17 protein-coding genes and 1 tRNA gene are annotated in these 16,309 nt (G+C 59.8%); 8 read left to right on the top strand and 10 right to left on the bottom strand.

The features are described 5' to 3' along the window. Nucleotides 1–179: 179 nt before the first annotated feature. From nadA to HX855_RS04815, 6 genes are all read right to left on the bottom strand, one after another. Entirely contained in the window at nt 180–1,238 is a 1,059-nt protein-coding gene (gene nadA, locus HX855_RS04835) for a quinolinate synthase NadA (protein WP_177089323.1), read from the bottom strand. Between the two features lie 218 nt (nt 1,239–1,456). Continuing rightward, nucleotides 1,457–1,696, bottom strand: coding sequence for a hypothetical protein (locus HX855_RS33180; RefSeq protein WP_256353078.1), 240 nt, complete (start codon nt 1,694–1,696; stop codon nt 1,457–1,459). 11 nt (nt 1,697–1,707) lie between these two features. Next, on the bottom strand, nt 1,708–1,995 hold the full coding sequence (locus tag HX855_RS33175) for a hypothetical protein (protein ID WP_256353079.1): 288 nt from the start codon (nt 1,993–1,995) through the stop codon (nt 1,708–1,710). A 227-nt stretch (nt 1,996–2,222) separates the two neighbouring features. Next, complete coding sequence (locus HX855_RS04825; RefSeq protein WP_177089324.1) at nt 2,223–3,509, bottom strand: OmpP1/FadL family transporter; 1,287 nt, start codon at nt 3,507–3,509, stop codon at nt 2,223–2,225. Between the two features lie 212 nt (nt 3,510–3,721). Continuing rightward, the gene (locus HX855_RS04820) at nt 3,722–3,952 is read right to left on the bottom strand and encodes a hexameric tyrosine-coordinated heme protein (RefSeq protein ID WP_177089325.1); all 231 of its coding nucleotides are present in this window, start codon (nt 3,950–3,952) and stop codon (nt 3,722–3,724) included. 26 nt (nt 3,953–3,978) lie between these two features. Next, nucleotides 3,979–4,971, bottom strand: a complete 993-nt coding sequence (locus tag HX855_RS04815) for a catalase family peroxidase (protein ID WP_177089326.1) — start codon at nt 4,969–4,971, stop codon at nt 3,979–3,981. Between the two features lie 153 nt (nt 4,972–5,124). Between HX855_RS04815 and HX855_RS04810 the strand changes: the two genes are divergently transcribed. Further along, nucleotides 5,125–5,745 carry an ArsR family transcriptional regulator gene (locus tag HX855_RS04810; RefSeq protein ID WP_177089327.1) on the top strand — a complete coding sequence of 207 codons (621 nt, stop codon included), beginning with the start codon at nt 5,125–5,127 and terminating at the stop codon, nt 5,743–5,745. A 136-nt stretch (nt 5,746–5,881) separates the two neighbouring features. Then, nucleotides 5,882–7,840, top strand: coding sequence for a PAS domain-containing sensor histidine kinase (locus tag HX855_RS04805; RefSeq protein ID WP_177089390.1), 1,959 nt, complete (start codon nt 5,882–5,884; stop codon nt 7,838–7,840). Here the strand turns inward: HX855_RS04805 and HX855_RS04800 are convergent. After that, nucleotides 7,837–8,742 (bottom strand): LysR family transcriptional regulator, encoded by a 906-nt coding sequence (locus tag HX855_RS04800; RefSeq protein WP_177089328.1) that lies wholly within the window; start codon nt 8,740–8,742, stop codon nt 7,837–7,839. The two genes, HX855_RS04805 and HX855_RS04800, sit on opposite strands and share 4 nt — an antisense overlap. 108 nt (nt 8,743–8,850) lie before the next feature. Here HX855_RS04800 and lldD point away from each other — a divergent pair, with 108 nt between their 5' ends. From lldD to pstB, 6 genes are all read left to right on the top strand, one after another. After that, a complete protein-coding gene (gene lldD, locus HX855_RS04795; RefSeq protein WP_177089329.1) occupies nt 8,851–9,993 on the top strand; it encodes an FMN-dependent L-lactate dehydrogenase LldD in 1,143 nt (380 codons plus the stop codon). Between the two features lie 105 nt (nt 9,994–10,098). Continuing rightward, entirely contained in the window at nt 10,099–10,710 is a 612-nt protein-coding gene (locus HX855_RS04790) for a hypothetical protein (RefSeq protein WP_177089330.1), read from the top strand. Nucleotides 10,711–10,875: 165 nt separating this feature from the next. Next, on the top strand, nt 10,876–11,892 hold the full coding sequence (gene pstS / locus HX855_RS04785) for a phosphate ABC transporter substrate-binding protein PstS (protein ID WP_177089331.1): 1,017 nt from the start codon (nt 10,876–10,878) through the stop codon (nt 11,890–11,892). Between the two features lie 62 nt (nt 11,893–11,954). Then, nucleotides 11,955–12,950, top strand: a complete 996-nt coding sequence (pstC, locus tag HX855_RS04780) for a phosphate ABC transporter permease subunit PstC (protein ID WP_177089332.1) — start codon at nt 11,955–11,957, stop codon at nt 12,948–12,950. Continuing rightward, the gene (gene pstA, locus HX855_RS04775) at nt 12,947–13,819 is read left to right on the top strand and encodes a phosphate ABC transporter permease PstA (RefSeq protein ID WP_177089333.1); all 873 of its coding nucleotides are present in this window, start codon (nt 12,947–12,949) and stop codon (nt 13,817–13,819) included. The genes pstC and pstA overlap by 4 nt, the downstream gene beginning before the upstream one ends. Next, complete coding sequence (pstB, locus tag HX855_RS04770) at nt 13,819–14,598, top strand: phosphate ABC transporter ATP-binding protein PstB (protein ID WP_177089334.1); 780 nt, start codon at nt 13,819–13,821, stop codon at nt 14,596–14,598. The genes pstA and pstB overlap by 1 nt, the downstream gene beginning before the upstream one ends. A gap of 118 nt (nt 14,599–14,716) precedes the next feature. On the opposite strand, the gene HX855_RS04765 is transcribed toward pstB, so the two are convergent. The 3 genes from HX855_RS04765 to queE form a co-directional block, all read right to left on the bottom strand. Beyond that, a tRNA-Lys gene (locus HX855_RS04765) sits at nt 14,717–14,792 on the bottom strand. Between the two features lie 63 nt (nt 14,793–14,855). Next, nucleotides 14,856–15,533, bottom strand: coding sequence for a 7-cyano-7-deazaguanine synthase QueC (queC, locus tag HX855_RS04760; RefSeq protein ID WP_177089335.1), 678 nt, complete (start codon nt 15,531–15,533; stop codon nt 14,856–14,858). 1 nt (nt 15,534) lies between these two features. Then, on the bottom strand, nt 15,535–16,182 hold the full coding sequence (gene queE, locus HX855_RS04755; RefSeq protein WP_177089336.1) for a 7-carboxy-7-deazaguanine synthase QueE: 648 nt from the start codon (nt 16,180–16,182) through the stop codon (nt 15,535–15,537). Nucleotides 16,183–16,309: the final 127 nt, after the last annotated feature.

Here is a 16,309-nt window from a genome sequence, read left to right as displayed (position 1 = left end):
ATGCCGAGCCTAGGCGAGGCACCGAGTGGTGGGGCAAAGACCTTTTGGTTACTTTTGGGGCGTTTGCCAAAAGTGACCCGCTGTAAGAGCGGAACCCTAAGCCGCCGTTACCGCAGCAACGGATATGTACACAGCCAAAGCCGCCGTTACCGCAGCAACGGACATGTACACAAACAAGATCAAGCGTTCCCAGCCAACCTCAACCGCGCAGCCTGAGTAAAATCCAGCATCCGCTTCAGCGGTCTAACAGCCTGCGGAATCACCGAAGGCTCAACAAAAATCTCATTACTCCCCTCACGCAAACACTGCAGCGTACGCTCCAGGGTATTCATCGCCATCCACGGGCAATGCGCACAACTACGACACGCAGCCCCATTCCCCGCCGTCGGCGCCTCGACAAACACCTTGTCCGGGCACAACTGCTGCATCTTGTAGAAGATCCCGCGGTCGGTCGCCACAATGAACGTCTTGTTCGGCAACCGCTGCGCCGCCGCAATCAACTGACTGGTCGACCCCACCGCATCCGCCAACTCGATCACCGACGTCGGCGACTCCGGGTGCACCAGGATCGCTGCGTCCGGGTACAGCGCCTTCATGTCTTCCAGTTGCTTGGACTTGAACTCTTCGTGAACGATGCACGCACCGTCCCACAGCAGCATGTCGGCGCCGGTCTGACGCTGGATGTAAGTACCGAGGTGCTTGTCCGGCCCCCAGATAATGGTCTCGCCGTTATCCATCAGGCTTTCCACGATCTCCAGCGCACAACTGGACGTCACCACCCAGTCCGCCCGGGCTTTTACCGCCGCCGACGTGTTGGCATACACCACCACCGTGCGCTCGGGATGCTGATCACAGAACGCCGAAAACTCATCCACCGGGCAGCCAAGGTCCAGGGAGCACGTCGCTTCCAGGGTCGGCATCAGGATGCGTTTTTCAGGGGTGAGGATCTTGGCCGTTTCGCCCATGAAGCGCACGCCCGCCACCAATACGGTCTTGGCCGGGTGCGCCGCGCCGAAGCGGGCCATTTCCAGGGAGTCGGACACACAGCCACCGGTTTCTTCGGCCAGGGCCTGAATCACCGGGTCGCAGTAGAAGTGCGCCACCAACACCGCGTCTTGAGCCTTGAGCTCGGCGGCGATGGCAGTACGGTAGCCCGCCTCTTCTTCAGCGCTCAGCACTTTGGGCTGCTTGGCGTCGAGGTGGGCTTGGACCAGAAGGCGTTCGGAAATTTGGGTCATGTTCGCAAGACCTGCAGGCGCAGTTGCGCGAAAGTCGAGTGTACCACCGGCTCTGGAGCCCTTCGGGCGCCGCCGGACGAAGTGATTGTGTTCATCAAGCACGGTGAAGCTGCGCAAGGCTACAGAATATCGAATGGATTCAAAAGCCTAATCTGGGATTCACCAGGGCATGAAAAAGGGAAACCACGCCCGGGTTTCCCTTTTTCATCTCGACCGGTTTAGCAGGGCAAAGCGCTAGGATCGTCTTGCAGCAACACACCCTGATGCATGTTCGCCAACGCATCCTTAAGGATGGTCTCATCGGCGCCCTGGGCCTTCTTGCCTTCCCGCGCCGCATACTCCAGCAACACCAGGTAGTCGCGATGGCTGCTGGCCTGGTTCGGCACCACAGTGTCTTTAATCAATGAACCCATTTCATAGCGCTGGGTACGGGTGTTCTGGCTGGCGTTTTGGTCCACGGCGGCGTTGGTCAGGAAGCCGTCCTTATAGGTGATCTTCGCCGAGCTGCTGGCCGTGTCAAAATGTCGGCCCCCTCCTTGGAGAATTGTTCGATCAGGGTCGTGCCCAAGCCGCTGATCCCCGTGGCTCTGGGCAGTGCATAGAAATTCGTGTTGATCGCTTTGGTCACCGCATCCAGGCCGTCACGTTCCCAGGCGTTGATCGGTCCATGGCCGGGCAATTGGCCGTTGCGGGAATACGTCTCGGCTTGAACATCCACCGCGACATTGCCGAGGCTGACCACCGAGGAAGCGCGCACAGCCTAGGCATCCGTTTCTGGCGTCAGCGTGGCGGGCGGCGCAACGGTGGGTCGATTGATAAGGGCGATGGCGGAGCTGATGGGCGAAAGCGTAGTCATGACGATCCCTGTCTTGAGCTGGATGGCTCTTAATCGAACCAAGACAGGGAGGGTTTGGTAGCAGGACCGATACAGTTGATAGCAAAGAGCCACTCCACAATAATGACTCTTTGCGCTCTTTCAGTGCATCAGAAGCGGTAAGTCACCGAGCCACCAAACCCGCTGGCGCTGTTTTCATACTTGGCGTCGTAGGTCAGGCCCAGAGCTGGCTGGCTCTGGCGGACCTTGATCGGCTCTTCCTTGAGGTAGGAATAGGCCACGTCAAAGGTCACGTTTTCGATTGGCGTCCAACCGGCACCGAGGCTGAATATGGTGCGGTCACCCGTTGGAATACGCACGGAGCGGTCGGTGTTGTTGGTCGGCGTCTGGTCCACCGAGAACCCCGTACGCAGCACCAACTGCTTGTTGACCCGATACGACGCGCCAATGGCGTGGGACCAGGTGTCATGCCAGTTTTGCTGTTCGGTGATCGAGTTCAAACCGCCGAACTGGGCCGCCAGGTCCGACACACCTTCGTTGTTGACGGTGATTTTCTTCAACTGGCTCCAGCGGGTGTAGGTGCTGCCCAGGTACAAGGTCCAGTCGTCATTCAACTGATGGGTCACCGAGAAATCCACCGACGATGGTGTGGTCACATTCAGGCTGGCGTCATAGCGTTGCGGGCCGCCATCAAAGGCGTCGGACACCAGGCCGGAAGCATCGGTCTTGCCGGTCAGGTGGTAGACCACTTGCGAATGGTAGGTCAGACCGATGCGCGTGCTTTCCAGCGGTTGCACCAGGATACCGGCGTTAAAACCGGTCGACGTGTCGTTACCCTTGATCTTGACCTGTTCACCGGCGCCACCACCGAGGGGCACGTTGGAGTCCAGCTCACCCGAGATACGGTTGAAGGTCGGCCCGAAACCCACCGAGACCTTGTCGTTGAAGGCATAGCTGACGGTTGGCTGGACGGTGACAACCTTGATCACGCTTTTGCTGCCAAAGCCGTTGCCCTGGAAGGCGCTTTCATAGTCGGTTTCGAGACCGAACGGCGCGTAGACACCCAGGCCAAAGGTCCAGTGTTCATCAATCGGCGTCACCAGGTAGCCCATCGGCACCGAGATGCCCGGCACCATGTCGCCCTTGTCGGTGCCCGGGTTGTTGGCACCAAATTGCGAGGAGCTGGCATTCTTGATGTTCGAACTGGCATCGATGTAGGTTGCCCCGACGCTCACTTCATTGTGTTTGATGCGGGCCATACCGGCCGGGTTGCCGTACACCGTGCTGGCGTCCTCGGCAGAAGAGGAACGCCCGGCGAAACCGGTGCCCATTGAACTGATGCTTTGCTCATCGAGGGCGAAACCAGCGGCGAACAGGGAGGTGGAGGCAAGGGAAATCGACAGCGCCAAAGCGCTCTTGAAGAGTTTTTTATTCATTATTAGAACTCGAATTATTGGGCAGCCCGGGGAAGCTACCAATGTTCGAGCGGGCAAATTATGAAGAGTTTTTCATGCTGAAAATTGTCCGACAATCTTACTGATTTCAAAGACTTCGGTGGTTTTTACGGTACTTGTTCAGACCTTGAAACCCGAATGTGACTGATGGGTTTTCATGAAGGTGCAGCCCGCTGGCTGCACCTTCATTATCGTCAGCGAACCCAGTATTTGTTGGCCGCTGCGATGGTCGCAAACTCCGTCGCCACCACCTGGCCGATGCTGATCAGCATCGCCGCGTCGTTGGCGTACACATCACGCAGCCGAGTGCGAACCTCTTCATCCGGCTGGGTGGCCTTGATCACCAGGCGGGCCATCTTGATCGCCAGTTGGCGCCCGTCTTCAGGGGTTTCGGTAATCAGCGAGTTGTTCGGTATCAGGCTCATCAGGGTTTCCTCTTGTTATTGATCGTTTACTGCCGACGCCCGAAGGACACCGGGTAGGCGGCCGACCGTGCGTTGATCATCGGGTCTTGCGGCTCGATGCCTGCCGGAACGTTGTTGGGCAGGAACATCAGGCCTTTCTGCGCGGCCACGTTATCGGCCACCGCGCGGGTGATGTCGACGGTGCCCAGTTCAACCACGGGGCGGCTGTTCGGCCAGGCGATGGACGGGTCGTCCAGCTTGTCGCCGGGCTCGGCCACCTGCACCACCAGTTTGAAACGTACCGGAGCCTTGGCGATGCGCTGCTGGATTTCCTGGCTCAGGTAGTCCGGTTGCGCCTTGGCGGCCTGCGCATCAGTCAGGTAATGGGCGCCGCTGACCGGCAGGAATTGGTAACGACCGAACGTCACCTTGCCCGCCTCGTTGATGAACCTGAAGGTGTTCACTCCATAGTAGGGCAGCGAGGCGAAACTTTCCGGCGCCGGCTTGGGGGCCGTGAGGAACGCCTTGGCCACCGGATGGCTGGCGAGGTAGCCGTCCAGCGGCGTGGGCTTGGGCGCGTCCGGGCCACTGGTGCCAAGGGCGATCAGCAAGTCGCGAAAGTCATCCGCGGTGGGCGACGGGAAGCCGTTGAACGAATGGGCAACGATGTCGGTGGAACCGCCGCCGGGCAGCGCGAAGCGGATCGCCAGGCCACGTGGGCTGGCCAGGGCGTGGTTGTCGGGAATATCCGGGATCCCGGCGAAGTTGGAAAAGCGCACCGTCACCGGCACGGCACTCGCCTGCAAATGCACCGCCTTGGTAATCGCGGCCGCCGACGGGCTCGGGGTGAACTGCCCTTCCAGCACCACACCCTTGGCGTGCACGGCGCGCGCACCGGGGTGTTGGCCGAACACGCCGTTGAGGGCGTCGACCAGTTGGGTCGGGGTGGATGCCTGGGCCGGTGCGTCTTGCGCCGCGGCACTGGCAATCAAGGCCAGTGCAAAAGGTACTGCCAACAGTAAATGAGTGGGGTTTTTCATGGTGCGCCCTGCAGGGTGGTGGGTGATCCCGGCAGATTCTAATCGACAAAAAACAATTACGACAATAACTTTTGTCATTATTGTTTTTATCCCGTTTTCAAAACGGTTGACGGTATACTCGCCCCTCAAACCAGCCAGTGAACCCAACCTGCCGTGAGCACCAAAAGCGATATCCTCAACCTGCTGCAACGCGAGCCACTGACCGTGGTGCAGTTGTGCGAGCACCTGGCCGTCACCCGCAACGCGATCATCGTGCAGCTCAAGCAGCTGGAATCCGAAGGCCTGGTGCGGCGCAGCAAGATCCGCCCGCCCAACACCGTGGGCAAACCGCCGGTGGTGTTCGAAGCGGCGCCCGGCAGTGAAGACGTTACGTCGACGGCCTATCAGATCTTGCTGACCCACCTGCTCACCGTGCTCAAGGACCGCTACGCCGCCGATGAGTTGGGCGACGTGCTGGAGCAGACCGGCCGCCAATTGGCACAAAGCGCCGGCCTGGACCACCCGAAAGACTTCGACAGCGGCCTGCGTGCCGCCATGGCCGCCGCCGATGCCCTGGGCGCCAGCACCGAGGCGGTGGTTCAGGAGGGCGGCGTGATGGTGCGTAATTTCACCTGCCCGGTGGGCAGTGTGGTGCGCGACGAACAGTGCGTATGCCGGGCCATGGCCGGGTTCTTTTCCGAGGCCACGGGTTTTCCTGCCAGCGAGCATTGCCTGCGGGAAGATCGGCTGATTTGCCAGTACTTCATCCAGCAAGGCGGCACGCCCGTGGAATAAGCATCAAGTCGCTGGTGGTATAGGTGTCGAAATGACATGATTAAGGCCATTTAACACGCGCGGCCGCACTCAAATGAATAGCAATGTCGGGAAGGGTTCCGGGCCAAATACCCCACCCGCATCGGGCGCCAGCGATTTGTCCGCCGCAGGCTTGAACCACAGCGACGCTTTCACCGAGCGCGTACTTGCCAGCATCAACGACTGCATCAAGGTGCTGGACCTCGATGCACGCCTGACCTACATGAGTGAGGGCGGCAAGCAGATCATGGAAGTCAGCGACTTCAACGCAATTCGCGGCTGCCCCTGGCCTGACTTCTGGCAAGACCAGGGCAATGTCGACGCCAAGGCCGCCGTGCAGGCTGCCCGGGACGGTCGCAGCGCCAGCTTTGTCGGCGCCGCCAATACGTTGGCCGGCAACCTGAAATGGTGGCATGTAAATGTCAGCCCGATCATGGGCAGTGACGGCCGACCGGAGAAAATTCTCTGCGTCTCCCGGGACATCACGCCCCTGCGCGAAGCCGAAGAATCCCTGCGAAAACTCAACGATTCCCTGGAGCAGCGGGTGATCGAACGCACCCGTGACCGCGACCGTATCTGGCGCCTGTCGCCCGACCTGATGCTGGTGGCGCAACTCGACGGTGTGATCTCTGCGGTGAACCCGGCCTGGACGCGCATGCTCGGCCACACCGAAAGCGACCTGGTGGGCAGCCAATTGCTGGCGCTGGTGCACCCCGACGACCTGGCCGTCTCGTCATCGGCGGTCAGCCGCCTGGGGGATGGCAAGAACTTCCCCAACTTCAAGAACCGTTACCGCCACCAGGACGGCAGCTACCGCATGATCGCCTGGACAGCCGTGCCCGACAGCGACTACATCCACGCCGTAGGCCGCGACATCCAGGCCGAGGAAGAAGCCAAGGAAGCCCTGCGCCTGTCAGAAGATGCCCGGCGCCAATCGCAGAAACTGGAAGCCATCGGCCAACTCACCGGCGGTGTCGCACACGACTTCAATAACCTGCTGACGGTGATCAAGTCCTGTGCCGACTTGCTCAAGCCCCCCGCCTTGAGCGAAGCGCGACGCATCAAATACGTGGAAGCCATCGCCAGCACCGTCGACCGCGCGGCGCGCCTGACCGCACAACTGCTGACCTTCGCCCGCCGCCAGGCCTTGCGACCCGAGGTGTTCAACGTCGGCGAAAGTGTGCTGCGGGTGGGCGAGATGATGGACAGCCTGACCGGTTCGCGGGTCAAGGTGAGCATCCAGGTGCCCGACGATGCCTGCTTTATTAATGCCGATGAGAGCCAGTTCGACACCGCGCTGGTCAATATGGTGGTCAACGCCCGGGATGCCATGGCCGGTAATGGTCATTTGACGATTAGCGTGTCAACGGCCAACTGGCTGCCCTCGGTGCGCGCCCACCCGGTGCGCGTTGCCGATTACGTGACCATCGAACTGGCCGACACAGGCTCAGGTATCCCGCCGGAAAAACTCGACGCGATCTTCGAGCCCTTCTACACCACCAAGGGCATCGGCCAGGGCACCGGGTTGGGCTTGTCTCAGGTGTACGGTTTCGCCAAGCAATCAGGCGGTGAGATCCTGGTACAGAGCGAGTGCGGCAAAGGCAGCCAATTCACCTTGTACCTGCCCAAGGTCGAGCCAAGCGCAATGCCGGCACCTCAATCAATCAGCGCTTCGCCCATCGTCTCAAACCTGGGTGTGTTGATGGTGGAGGACAACACCGATGTCGGTCATTACACCTCGCAAACCCTGGAGCAAATGGGCTTTCATGTGCTGTGGGTGCCGGATGCCCAAAGTGCGCTGGAAGCGCTCGCCCCCAACCCGGAAAGCTTCCAGGTGGTGTTCTCCGACATCTCCATGCCCGGCATGAGTGGCCTGGAGCTGCTGGATGCCATCGAAGCCCTCTACCCGTGGCTGCCGGTGGTGCTCACCACCGGCTACAACGACGAATACGCACGTATTGCACAGGAAGAAGCCAGCCGTTTCGTCTTGCTGCAAAAGCCCTACTCCACCGAAGCATTGGCGCAGCTGCTGCAAAAAGTCGTGAAGAGCCGCCTGACCTTGATCGCACAAAGCTAAACCGCAGGCGGGGCGCACTCCGGGACGTTACCCATTTCCAGGGCCAGGTCCAGCCAGGCCCGCGCGGCCGGGGGTAGATGGGCTTGTCGTCTCCAGGCCAGGGCGATGTGCCAATCGGTCTGGGGCTCGTCCAGCGGAATCAGGGCGATGCCGGCATGCAGGTGTTTGTACGCCAGCATGCTCGGCAGAAACGCCACGCCCAGGCCCGCGGCCACCAGGTCGACGATGAAGTCGATTTGGGCACTGCGGGCGGTGATGCGCGGGACTACGCCTCTGCGCTCACAGGCTGTAAGAATAATCCGGTTAAGCGCAAAACCCGCTTCGAACAGAATGAACGGTGAGTCGGCGAGGTCGGAAAAGTCGACGCTTTTGCGTCCGGCCAGTGGATGGCCAATCGGCATAACCACCATCAACGGTTCGACGCGCACATCCTGGTACTCAAACTCCCCCGCCACCGGCACCAGCAAGGCCGCCACATCAACCTCCCCGGCCTCCAGGCATTCGCCCAGCTTCTTGCTGCCGTGCTCGATCAGCTCGATTTCGATCTCCGGATAGCGCTTTCGATACAGGGCAAACATCGCCGCAAACAGTACGCCGCTGCCCACCGGCGGCAGCCCGATGCGCAATACGCCGCGCTTGAGCCCCAGCAGGTCATTGATCTCGGCCACCAGGTCACTGCGCTCCGCCAGTAACACCAGCGCACGGCGGTAGGCAATTTCACCTGCGGCTGTCAGCTCGCTCTTGTGGCCGATGCGATTGAATAACGGCGTGCCCAACTCATCTTCCAACGTCTTGACCGCCTTGCTGACGGTAGACTGCGTAAGCGACACGACCTCGGCCGCCTGTGAGAAGCTGCCTTGGCGCACCACTTCGACAAAGGCCAGCAACGTACGAAGGTTCATGAGTATTCCATTTTCGACTTGATTCAAGTTGGAAAAGTTGTTTTTACCATGAAAGGCCTTTGTCTATCCTCACCCCACCGTTTTCTTCATTCCGGGGCATCACTGTTCATGATCATTTCGTCCGCATCGGATTACCGCGAAGCCGCCCGCCGCAAACTGCCACGCTTCCTGTTCGACTACGTCGACGGCGGCGCCTACGCCGAACACACCCTCAGGGCCAACAGCTCCGACCTGTCCGACATCAGCCTGCGCCAGCGCATCCTGCGCAACGTCGAGAGCCTGAGCACTGAGACCACGCTGTTCGACCAGCCATTGGCGATGCCGGTGATCCTGAGCCCGGTAGGCCTGACCGGCATGCTTGCCCGGCGCGGTGAAGTCCAGGCGGCAAAGGCAGCGGCGGACAAAGGCATTCCGTTTTGCCTGTCCACCGTCTCCGTGTGCCCGATCGAAGAAGTGGCGTCCCAAAGCCCGCAATCCATCTGGTTCCAGCTGTATGTGTTGAAAGATCGCGGCTTCATGAAAAACGCCCTGGAACGGGCCCAGGCCGCCGGGGTGAAAAATCTCGTATTCACCGTCGACATGCCCACCCCCGGCGCACGCTACCGTGATGCCCACTCGGGGATGTCCGGCCCTTACGGCGCTCAACGGCGCATGCTGCAAGCCATGACCAAACCGGCCTGGGCCTTCGATGTGGGCCTGATGGGGCGCCCCCACGACCTGGGCAATATCTCCAAATACCTGGGCAAACCTACCCTGCTGGAAGACTACATTGGCTGGCTGGCCAACAACTTCGACCCTTCCATCAGTTGGAAGGACCTGGAGTGGATCCGCGAATTCTGGAAAGGCCCGATGATCATCAAAGGCATCCTCGACCCACAGGATGCGAAGGACGCGGTGAGTTTCGGCGCTGACGGGATTGTCGTCTCCAACCACGGCGGCCGGCAGTTGGACGGCGTGCTGTCCACCGCCAAGGCGCTGCCTGCCATCGCACAAGCCGTGGGCAGCGATCTGACGGTGCTGGTGGACTCCGGCGTACGCTCGGGGCTGGACGTGGTGCGCATGCTCGCCCTCGGCGCCAAAGGCGTGCTGCTGGGCCGCGCCCAGGCTTACGCACTGGCCGCTGACGGGCAGCGCGGCGTGGAGAACCTGCTGGATATCTTTGCCAAGGAAATGCGCGTGGCGATGACGCTGACCGGGGTGACGTCGATCGCACAGATCGATGAGTCGATTCTGGTACGTGGTCAGCTTTAGCGGACTCAGAAATGTTAAAGCCCCCTCTTTTTTTGAGCGGGGCTTGAGGAATATGGCAAAGCGCTACTATTCTCGCCGGAATAAACATCAACCTCCGGAGACACGATGAAACACGCTCTGCCCCTCGCCCTCACCTGCCTGATGCTCGGGGCCTGCAGCTACACCAAAACCACCCTTCCGAATGATCAGGAAGCCGCCCGCTACGACCCGGCGACCTCTGCACGGGTGCGGATATTCACGTCCCCGGAATTTATCGGCAGCTACCAGCCTGGCCAATCTTGTGCGCAACTGAACACCCACGCGGCGAACCGCGGGCTGATCGACACCACGGTTTATAAACACCAGGAAAGCTACATGCTGTGGCGCACTGTTGACCTTCGCGGCATGCAGCCCGAGAACTACCAGAACAACGTCATTGGCATGCCGCCCTCGCAAGCAACGCAACGCCTGCAGACAGATCGGCTCAGCTACAGCGAATTCGTGCTGCCGGCCGGCAAACCCAGTGTCGTGCAAGTTCGGTATTCAGCCCCGGACGGCAGCTGTGATGCCCCGCCCGTGATGTTTGAACCCCAGGCAGGCAAGGATTACGAGGTCAGCATGCAGTTCTCCAAGGACGGCTTCATTGCGACTGCGCGGTGCCAGGTGAATGTGGTTGCACTCGGTGGCGAGGCCGCGGTCAAGCAAAGCGCGCCTGTGGCTACCAAACCCTGCCGATAAAACACAGAAACAGTGAGCGGCTTCAAAAGAGCCCTCACAAATATTTCTAAATGTTTCTTCATAAAGCCAAACCGTCATTAAACAGACACATTTCAGGAATTAAATCGTCACGTCTTAGACAGGTGGAGCCCTCCACTTAATCCTTTCCTTTGAGGTGTCGTCGTGATGTTGCTGACCAAAAAGAGTCTGTCAGTTTTGTTGACCGCCCTGTGCCTGAGTGGTGTCGCTCACGCCACTGACGTCACGGGCGCCGGCTCCAGTTTCGTCTACCCGGTGCTGTCCAAGTGGTCCCAGGAATACAGCAAAAGCTCCAGTGACCGGATCAACTACCAGTCCATCGGCTCCGGCGGTGGTATCGCCCAGATCAAGGCCGCCACCGTGGACTTCGGTGCCTCCGACGCCCCCCTGTCGGCCGATGAACTGAAAGCCGGCGGTCTTGGCCAATTCCCAAGCGTGATTGGCGGTATCGTGCCCGTGATGAACGTCGAAGGCGTTGCGGCGGGCCAACTGAAACTCGATGGCGACGCGCTGGCTAAGATCTTCCTCGGCGACATCAAGGCCTGGAACGACCCGGCTATCGCCGCACTCAACCCTGGCCTGAAGCTGCCAAGTGCGAACATCACCGTGGTTCACCGCTCGGACGGCTCGGGCACCTCGTACAACTTCACCAACTACCTCGCCAAAGTCAGTGACAGCTGGAAAACCAAAATCGGTTTCGGCACCACCGTGCCGTGGCCAGTCGGTGTGGGCGGCAAGGGTAACGAAGGTGTTTCGGCCTACGTGAAGCAGATCAAGAACTCCATCGGCTTTGTTGAATACGCCTACGCCCTGCAAAACAAAATGACCTACGCCCAGTTGAAGAACGCGTCGGGCAAGTTTGTCGAACCCAACGCCAAGGCTTTCCAGGCAGCAGCGGATACCGCCGACTGGGCCAGCGCCAAAGACTTCAACCTGATCATGACCAACGCACCGGGCGAGAACGCGTGGCCGATCACGGCGACCACCTGGATCATCATGTACAAGCAGCCGAAGAACGCCGAGCAAAGCCAGGCTGCGTTCAACTTCTTCAAATGGTCCCTTGAGAAAGGTCAGCAGCAGGCTGCGGCACTGGACTACGTAGCGTTGCCCGATTCCCTCGTAACCCGGATCGAAGGTTACTGGAAGTCTGACTTCGCCCACTGATCCGCCCTCCCATGATCCCCTTGCCCAGGCCGCGCTTGAGCAAGGGGATGAGCACATCTGACATGAACGAAACTGTCCAACCTCTGGCTATGACTACACACGCGAGCGATGTCTCGGGTGACAGCCGCGCCGCTCGCGATCAGCGCAATGACCTGTGGTTCAAACGCTCGATGTTCGGCGCCGCCATGCTCGTCTTGCTGTTGCTGGCAAGTATTGCTGCCTCCACCTTGTGGGGCGGCGGCCTGGCCTTCAAGACCTTCGGTTTCGGTTTCATTACCAGTACCGAGTGGGATGCGGTCAACAACCACTTTGGCGCCCTGGTGCCGATTTACGGCACCCTGGTCACCTCCTTTCTGGCGTTGCTGATTGCAGTCCCCGTGAGTTTTGGTATCGCGATTTTCCTCACTGAAGTCGCGCCGCCCTGGTTGAGAATGCCGGTGGCCTCCGCCGTGGAACTGCTGGCCGGCATTCCATCGATCATCTATGGCATGTGGGGGTTGTTTGTTTTCGGGCCCTTCATGGCCGAATACCTTTCACCCTGGATCAATGACTACCTGGGTGCACTGCCGTTTATTGGCTCGCTGTTCCAGGGGCCGCCCCTGGGCATTGGCATGCTGACCGCCGGTATCGTGCTGGCCATCATGATCACGCCGTTTATCACCTCTGTGATGCATGAAGTTTTCCGCAGCGTGCCGACTCAGTTGAAGGAATCGGCGTACGCACTGGGTAGCACAACCTGGGAAGTGGTGTGGGACATCGTCTTGCCCTACACGCGCTCGGCGGTCGTCGGCGGGGTGTTTCTCGGCCTGGGTCGCGCCTTGGGTGAAACCATGGCCGTCACCTTCGTGCTGGGTAACGCCCAACAGTTCTCCGCCTCATTGCTGATGCCCAGCAGCTCCATCGCCTCGGTCATCGCCAACGAGTTCAGCGAGGCCTACACCGACCTGCATCGCTCGGCGCTGATTGCCCTGGGCTTCCTGCTGTTCATCGTGACATTCGTCGTCCTGGCGCTGGCGCGGTTGATGCTGATGCGCCTGTCCCGCAAGGAGGGCCTATGAACAACAACGAACGCCTGTACCGCAAGCGTGCCTTCAAGAACCGAGTGGCCATGCTGCTCAGTTGTGGCGCGACTGCCTTTGGCCTGTTGTGGCTGGCGTGGATTCTGCTGACCACCATCATCAACGGCTTTCAGGCGCTCAACCTGCGCCTGTTTACCGAGATGACGCCGCCACCGGGAACAGAGGGTGGCCTGGCCAACGCGTTTTATGGCAGTGCGCTGATGTCGGGGATTGCGCTGCTGATTGGCACACCCATCGGGCTGATGGCGGGCATCTGGCTGGCCGAATTCGCCCGCCACTCGCGCCTGGGCACCACGGTTCGGTTTATCAACGACATTCTGTTGTCCGCGCCATCGATCGTGCTGGGGCTGTTCATCTACACCGGCGTGATCCTGCCGCTGAACCTGCTGACCAATCACCAGGTGGGTTTCTCCGCGATCGCCGGCGCACTGGCCTTGGCGCTGTTGGTGATTCCGGTGGTGGTGAGGACGACCGACGAAATGCTCCAACTGCAACCCTCCACCATGCGTGAGGCTGCGCTGGCACTGGGCGTTCCGCAGTGGAAGCTGACGTTGCAGATTGTATTGAGAGCCGCCAAGGCCGGTGTTGTAACCGGCATCCTGCTGGCGCTGGCCCGGATTACCGGGGAAACCGCACCCTTGCTGTTCACCGCCTTCGGCAACCAGTTCTGGAGCAGCAACCTGCTCAAACCCATTGCCAGCGTGCCGGTGGTTATTTTCCAGTACGCCATGAGCCCCTTCGACGACTGGCACTCCCTTGCATGGGCAGGCGCGTTAGTGCTGACGATGTTCGTGCTGGTGCTGAGCTTGCTGTCTCGCCTGATTCTTTTGCGCAATAGGTCCCACTGATGCAACCCACCCTTAGTGCTCATGAAAAAACCAAAATCCGGGTTCGCGGCCTGGAGTTTTTCTATAACAACCAGCGCTCGCTGAAATCGGTCGATATCGACATTCCAGAAAAACGCATCACCGCGATCATTGGTCCATCAGGCTGTGGGAAGTCGACCCTGCTGCGCGTGTTCAACCGCATCTACTCGATGTACCCGAAGCAGGAAGCCCGCGGCGAAGTCCTGCTCAATGGCGAGAATATTCTCGCCCCCGGCTACTCGATGAACCGGCTGCGCAGCCATGTGGGAATGGTCTTCCAGAAGCCGGTGCCGTTCCCCATGTCGATCTACGACAACATCGCCTATGCCGTACGCCACCATGAAAAGCTGTCACGCCGGGAAATGGATGACCGTGTCGAGCAGGCCCTGCGCGGGGGTGCGCTTTGGGATGAAGTGAAAGACAAACTCAAGCAGAGCGCCCAGAGCCTTTCCGGTGGCCAACAGCAGCGGCTGTGTATCGCCCGCACCATTGCGTTGCGGCCTCAAGTGTTGCTGCTGGACGAGCCTACTTCAGCGCTCGACCCCATTTCGACCGGGCGCATCGAGCAGTTGATTACCGAGCTGAAAGAGCAGTACACCGTGGTTATCGTGACCCACAACATGCAGCAGGCGGCACGTGTTTCGGACAACACCGCATTCATGTTCATGGGTGAGCTGATTGAACACGGTAATACCGATGAAATCTTCACCAAGCCGAAGATGAAGCAGACCGAGGACTATATAACCGGGCGGTTTGGCTAGGTTGAACGAAAAAGCCGATCACGCTCAGCCTTGAGCGTGATCGGCTTTTTACTGGGCAAAAAAAAACCCGGAAATCCTCACTTGCGTGGGCCTTCCGGATTTTCTAAACCGCCAAAAATGGTGGGTCGTGTGGGATTCGAACCTACGACCAATTGGTTAAAAGCCAACTGCTCTACCAACTGAGCTAACGACCCGCTGTGTGGTGGCGCGTATAATACTGATTTCTAAGGATTATTCAACACCTTATTTGAAATAAATCAGAAATAACGCGTAGGGTCCATAATTCCGGCCGCCTGGAAGCCTTCTGCACGCAGCCGGCAGCTGTCGCATTTCCCACAAGCACGGCCGTCATTGTCCGCCTGATAGCAGGAAACAGTCAGCGAGTAATCGACGCCAAGTCCTACGCCAGCCTTCACGATATCGGCCTTGCTGCGGTTCTGCAGCGGCGCCTGGATGCGAAAGCCCTGCCCTTCCACACCAGCCTTGGTCGCCAGGTTTGCCATGCGCTCGAACGACTCGATGTATTCCGGACGGCAGTCCGGGTAGCCGGCGTAGTCCAGGGCGTTGACGCCGATGAAGATGTCGCGGGCATTCAACACTTCAGCCCAACCGAGGGCCAGGGACAGGAACACGGTGTTGCGTGCCGGCACGTAGGTCACCGGGATGCCTTCGCTGGGCGCTTGGGGCACGTCTATGGAACTGTCGGTCAACGCCGAGCCGCCAATGCCATTGAGGTTCAGGCCGATCACCTTATGCTCCACCACACCCAGATCGCGGGCGACGCGGGCGGCGGCGTCCAGCTCTGCGCGATGGCGCTGGCCGTAGTCGAAGCTCATGGTGTAGCAGCTGTAGCCTTCTGCACGGGCCATGGCGACCACGGTGGCGGAGTCAAGACCGCCGGACAGCAGGATGACTGCACGCTTTTGATCAGTCATCTCAGCGCCCCGGCTCGTCGTTCCACAGGTATTTGTGCAATTGCAGTTGCAGGCGCACCGGCAGGTTGTCCGCGACGACCCAGTCAGCCAGGTCGCGAGCGTTCAGGTCATGGTGACTGGGGGAAAACAAGACTTCGCCGGCGCGGCGGTCCAACCCGTACTGGATCAGCTTGGAGGTTGCCCAGTCGTAGTCGTCACGGGAACAGATAACGAACTTGACCTGATCGTTGGCCGTCAGCAGCTCGATGTTCTCGTAGCGATTGCGGTGCACTTCCTTGGAGCCCGGGGTCTTGAGGTCGACCACCCGGCTGACGCGTGGATCGACCGCAGAAATATCCAAAGCACCGCTGGTTTCCAGCGACACCTCATAACCGGCATCACACAACTGCTTGAGCAAAGGAATAGCGTTAGGCTGCGCCAGTGGCTCGCCACCGGTGACACAGACGTAACGCGGCCGGTAACCGGCCACTTGCTCCAGAATGTCGTCAAGGGTGCGCACGGTGCCGCCGCTGAAGGCGTAGGCGCTGTCGCAGTACTGGCAACGCAGCGGGCAACCGGTGAGGCGCACAAATACAGTGGGCAGCCCGGCAGTGCGCGTTTCACCCTGCAACGAGTAAAAAACTTCGGTAATACGTAATGTGTCTTGCATAGTCGCCACGGGCGTAACAGCTAAACAGGCTGTCCGCCTCCGTCAGGCACTTCAAGGGATTCCGCCACCGCGTAAACCCCAAAAAGCGTGTTTCATAAAAGGGCGTGGATTCTAACGAAAAAACCCG

This window comes from Pseudomonas sp. IPO3778 (assembly GCF_013386825.1).
Taxonomy (GTDB): Bacteria; Pseudomonadota; Gammaproteobacteria; order Pseudomonadales; family Pseudomonadaceae; genus Aquipseudomonas.
Note: the sequence above shows the minus strand (reverse complement) of the source record. Positions and strands in the feature narration are given on the sequence as shown.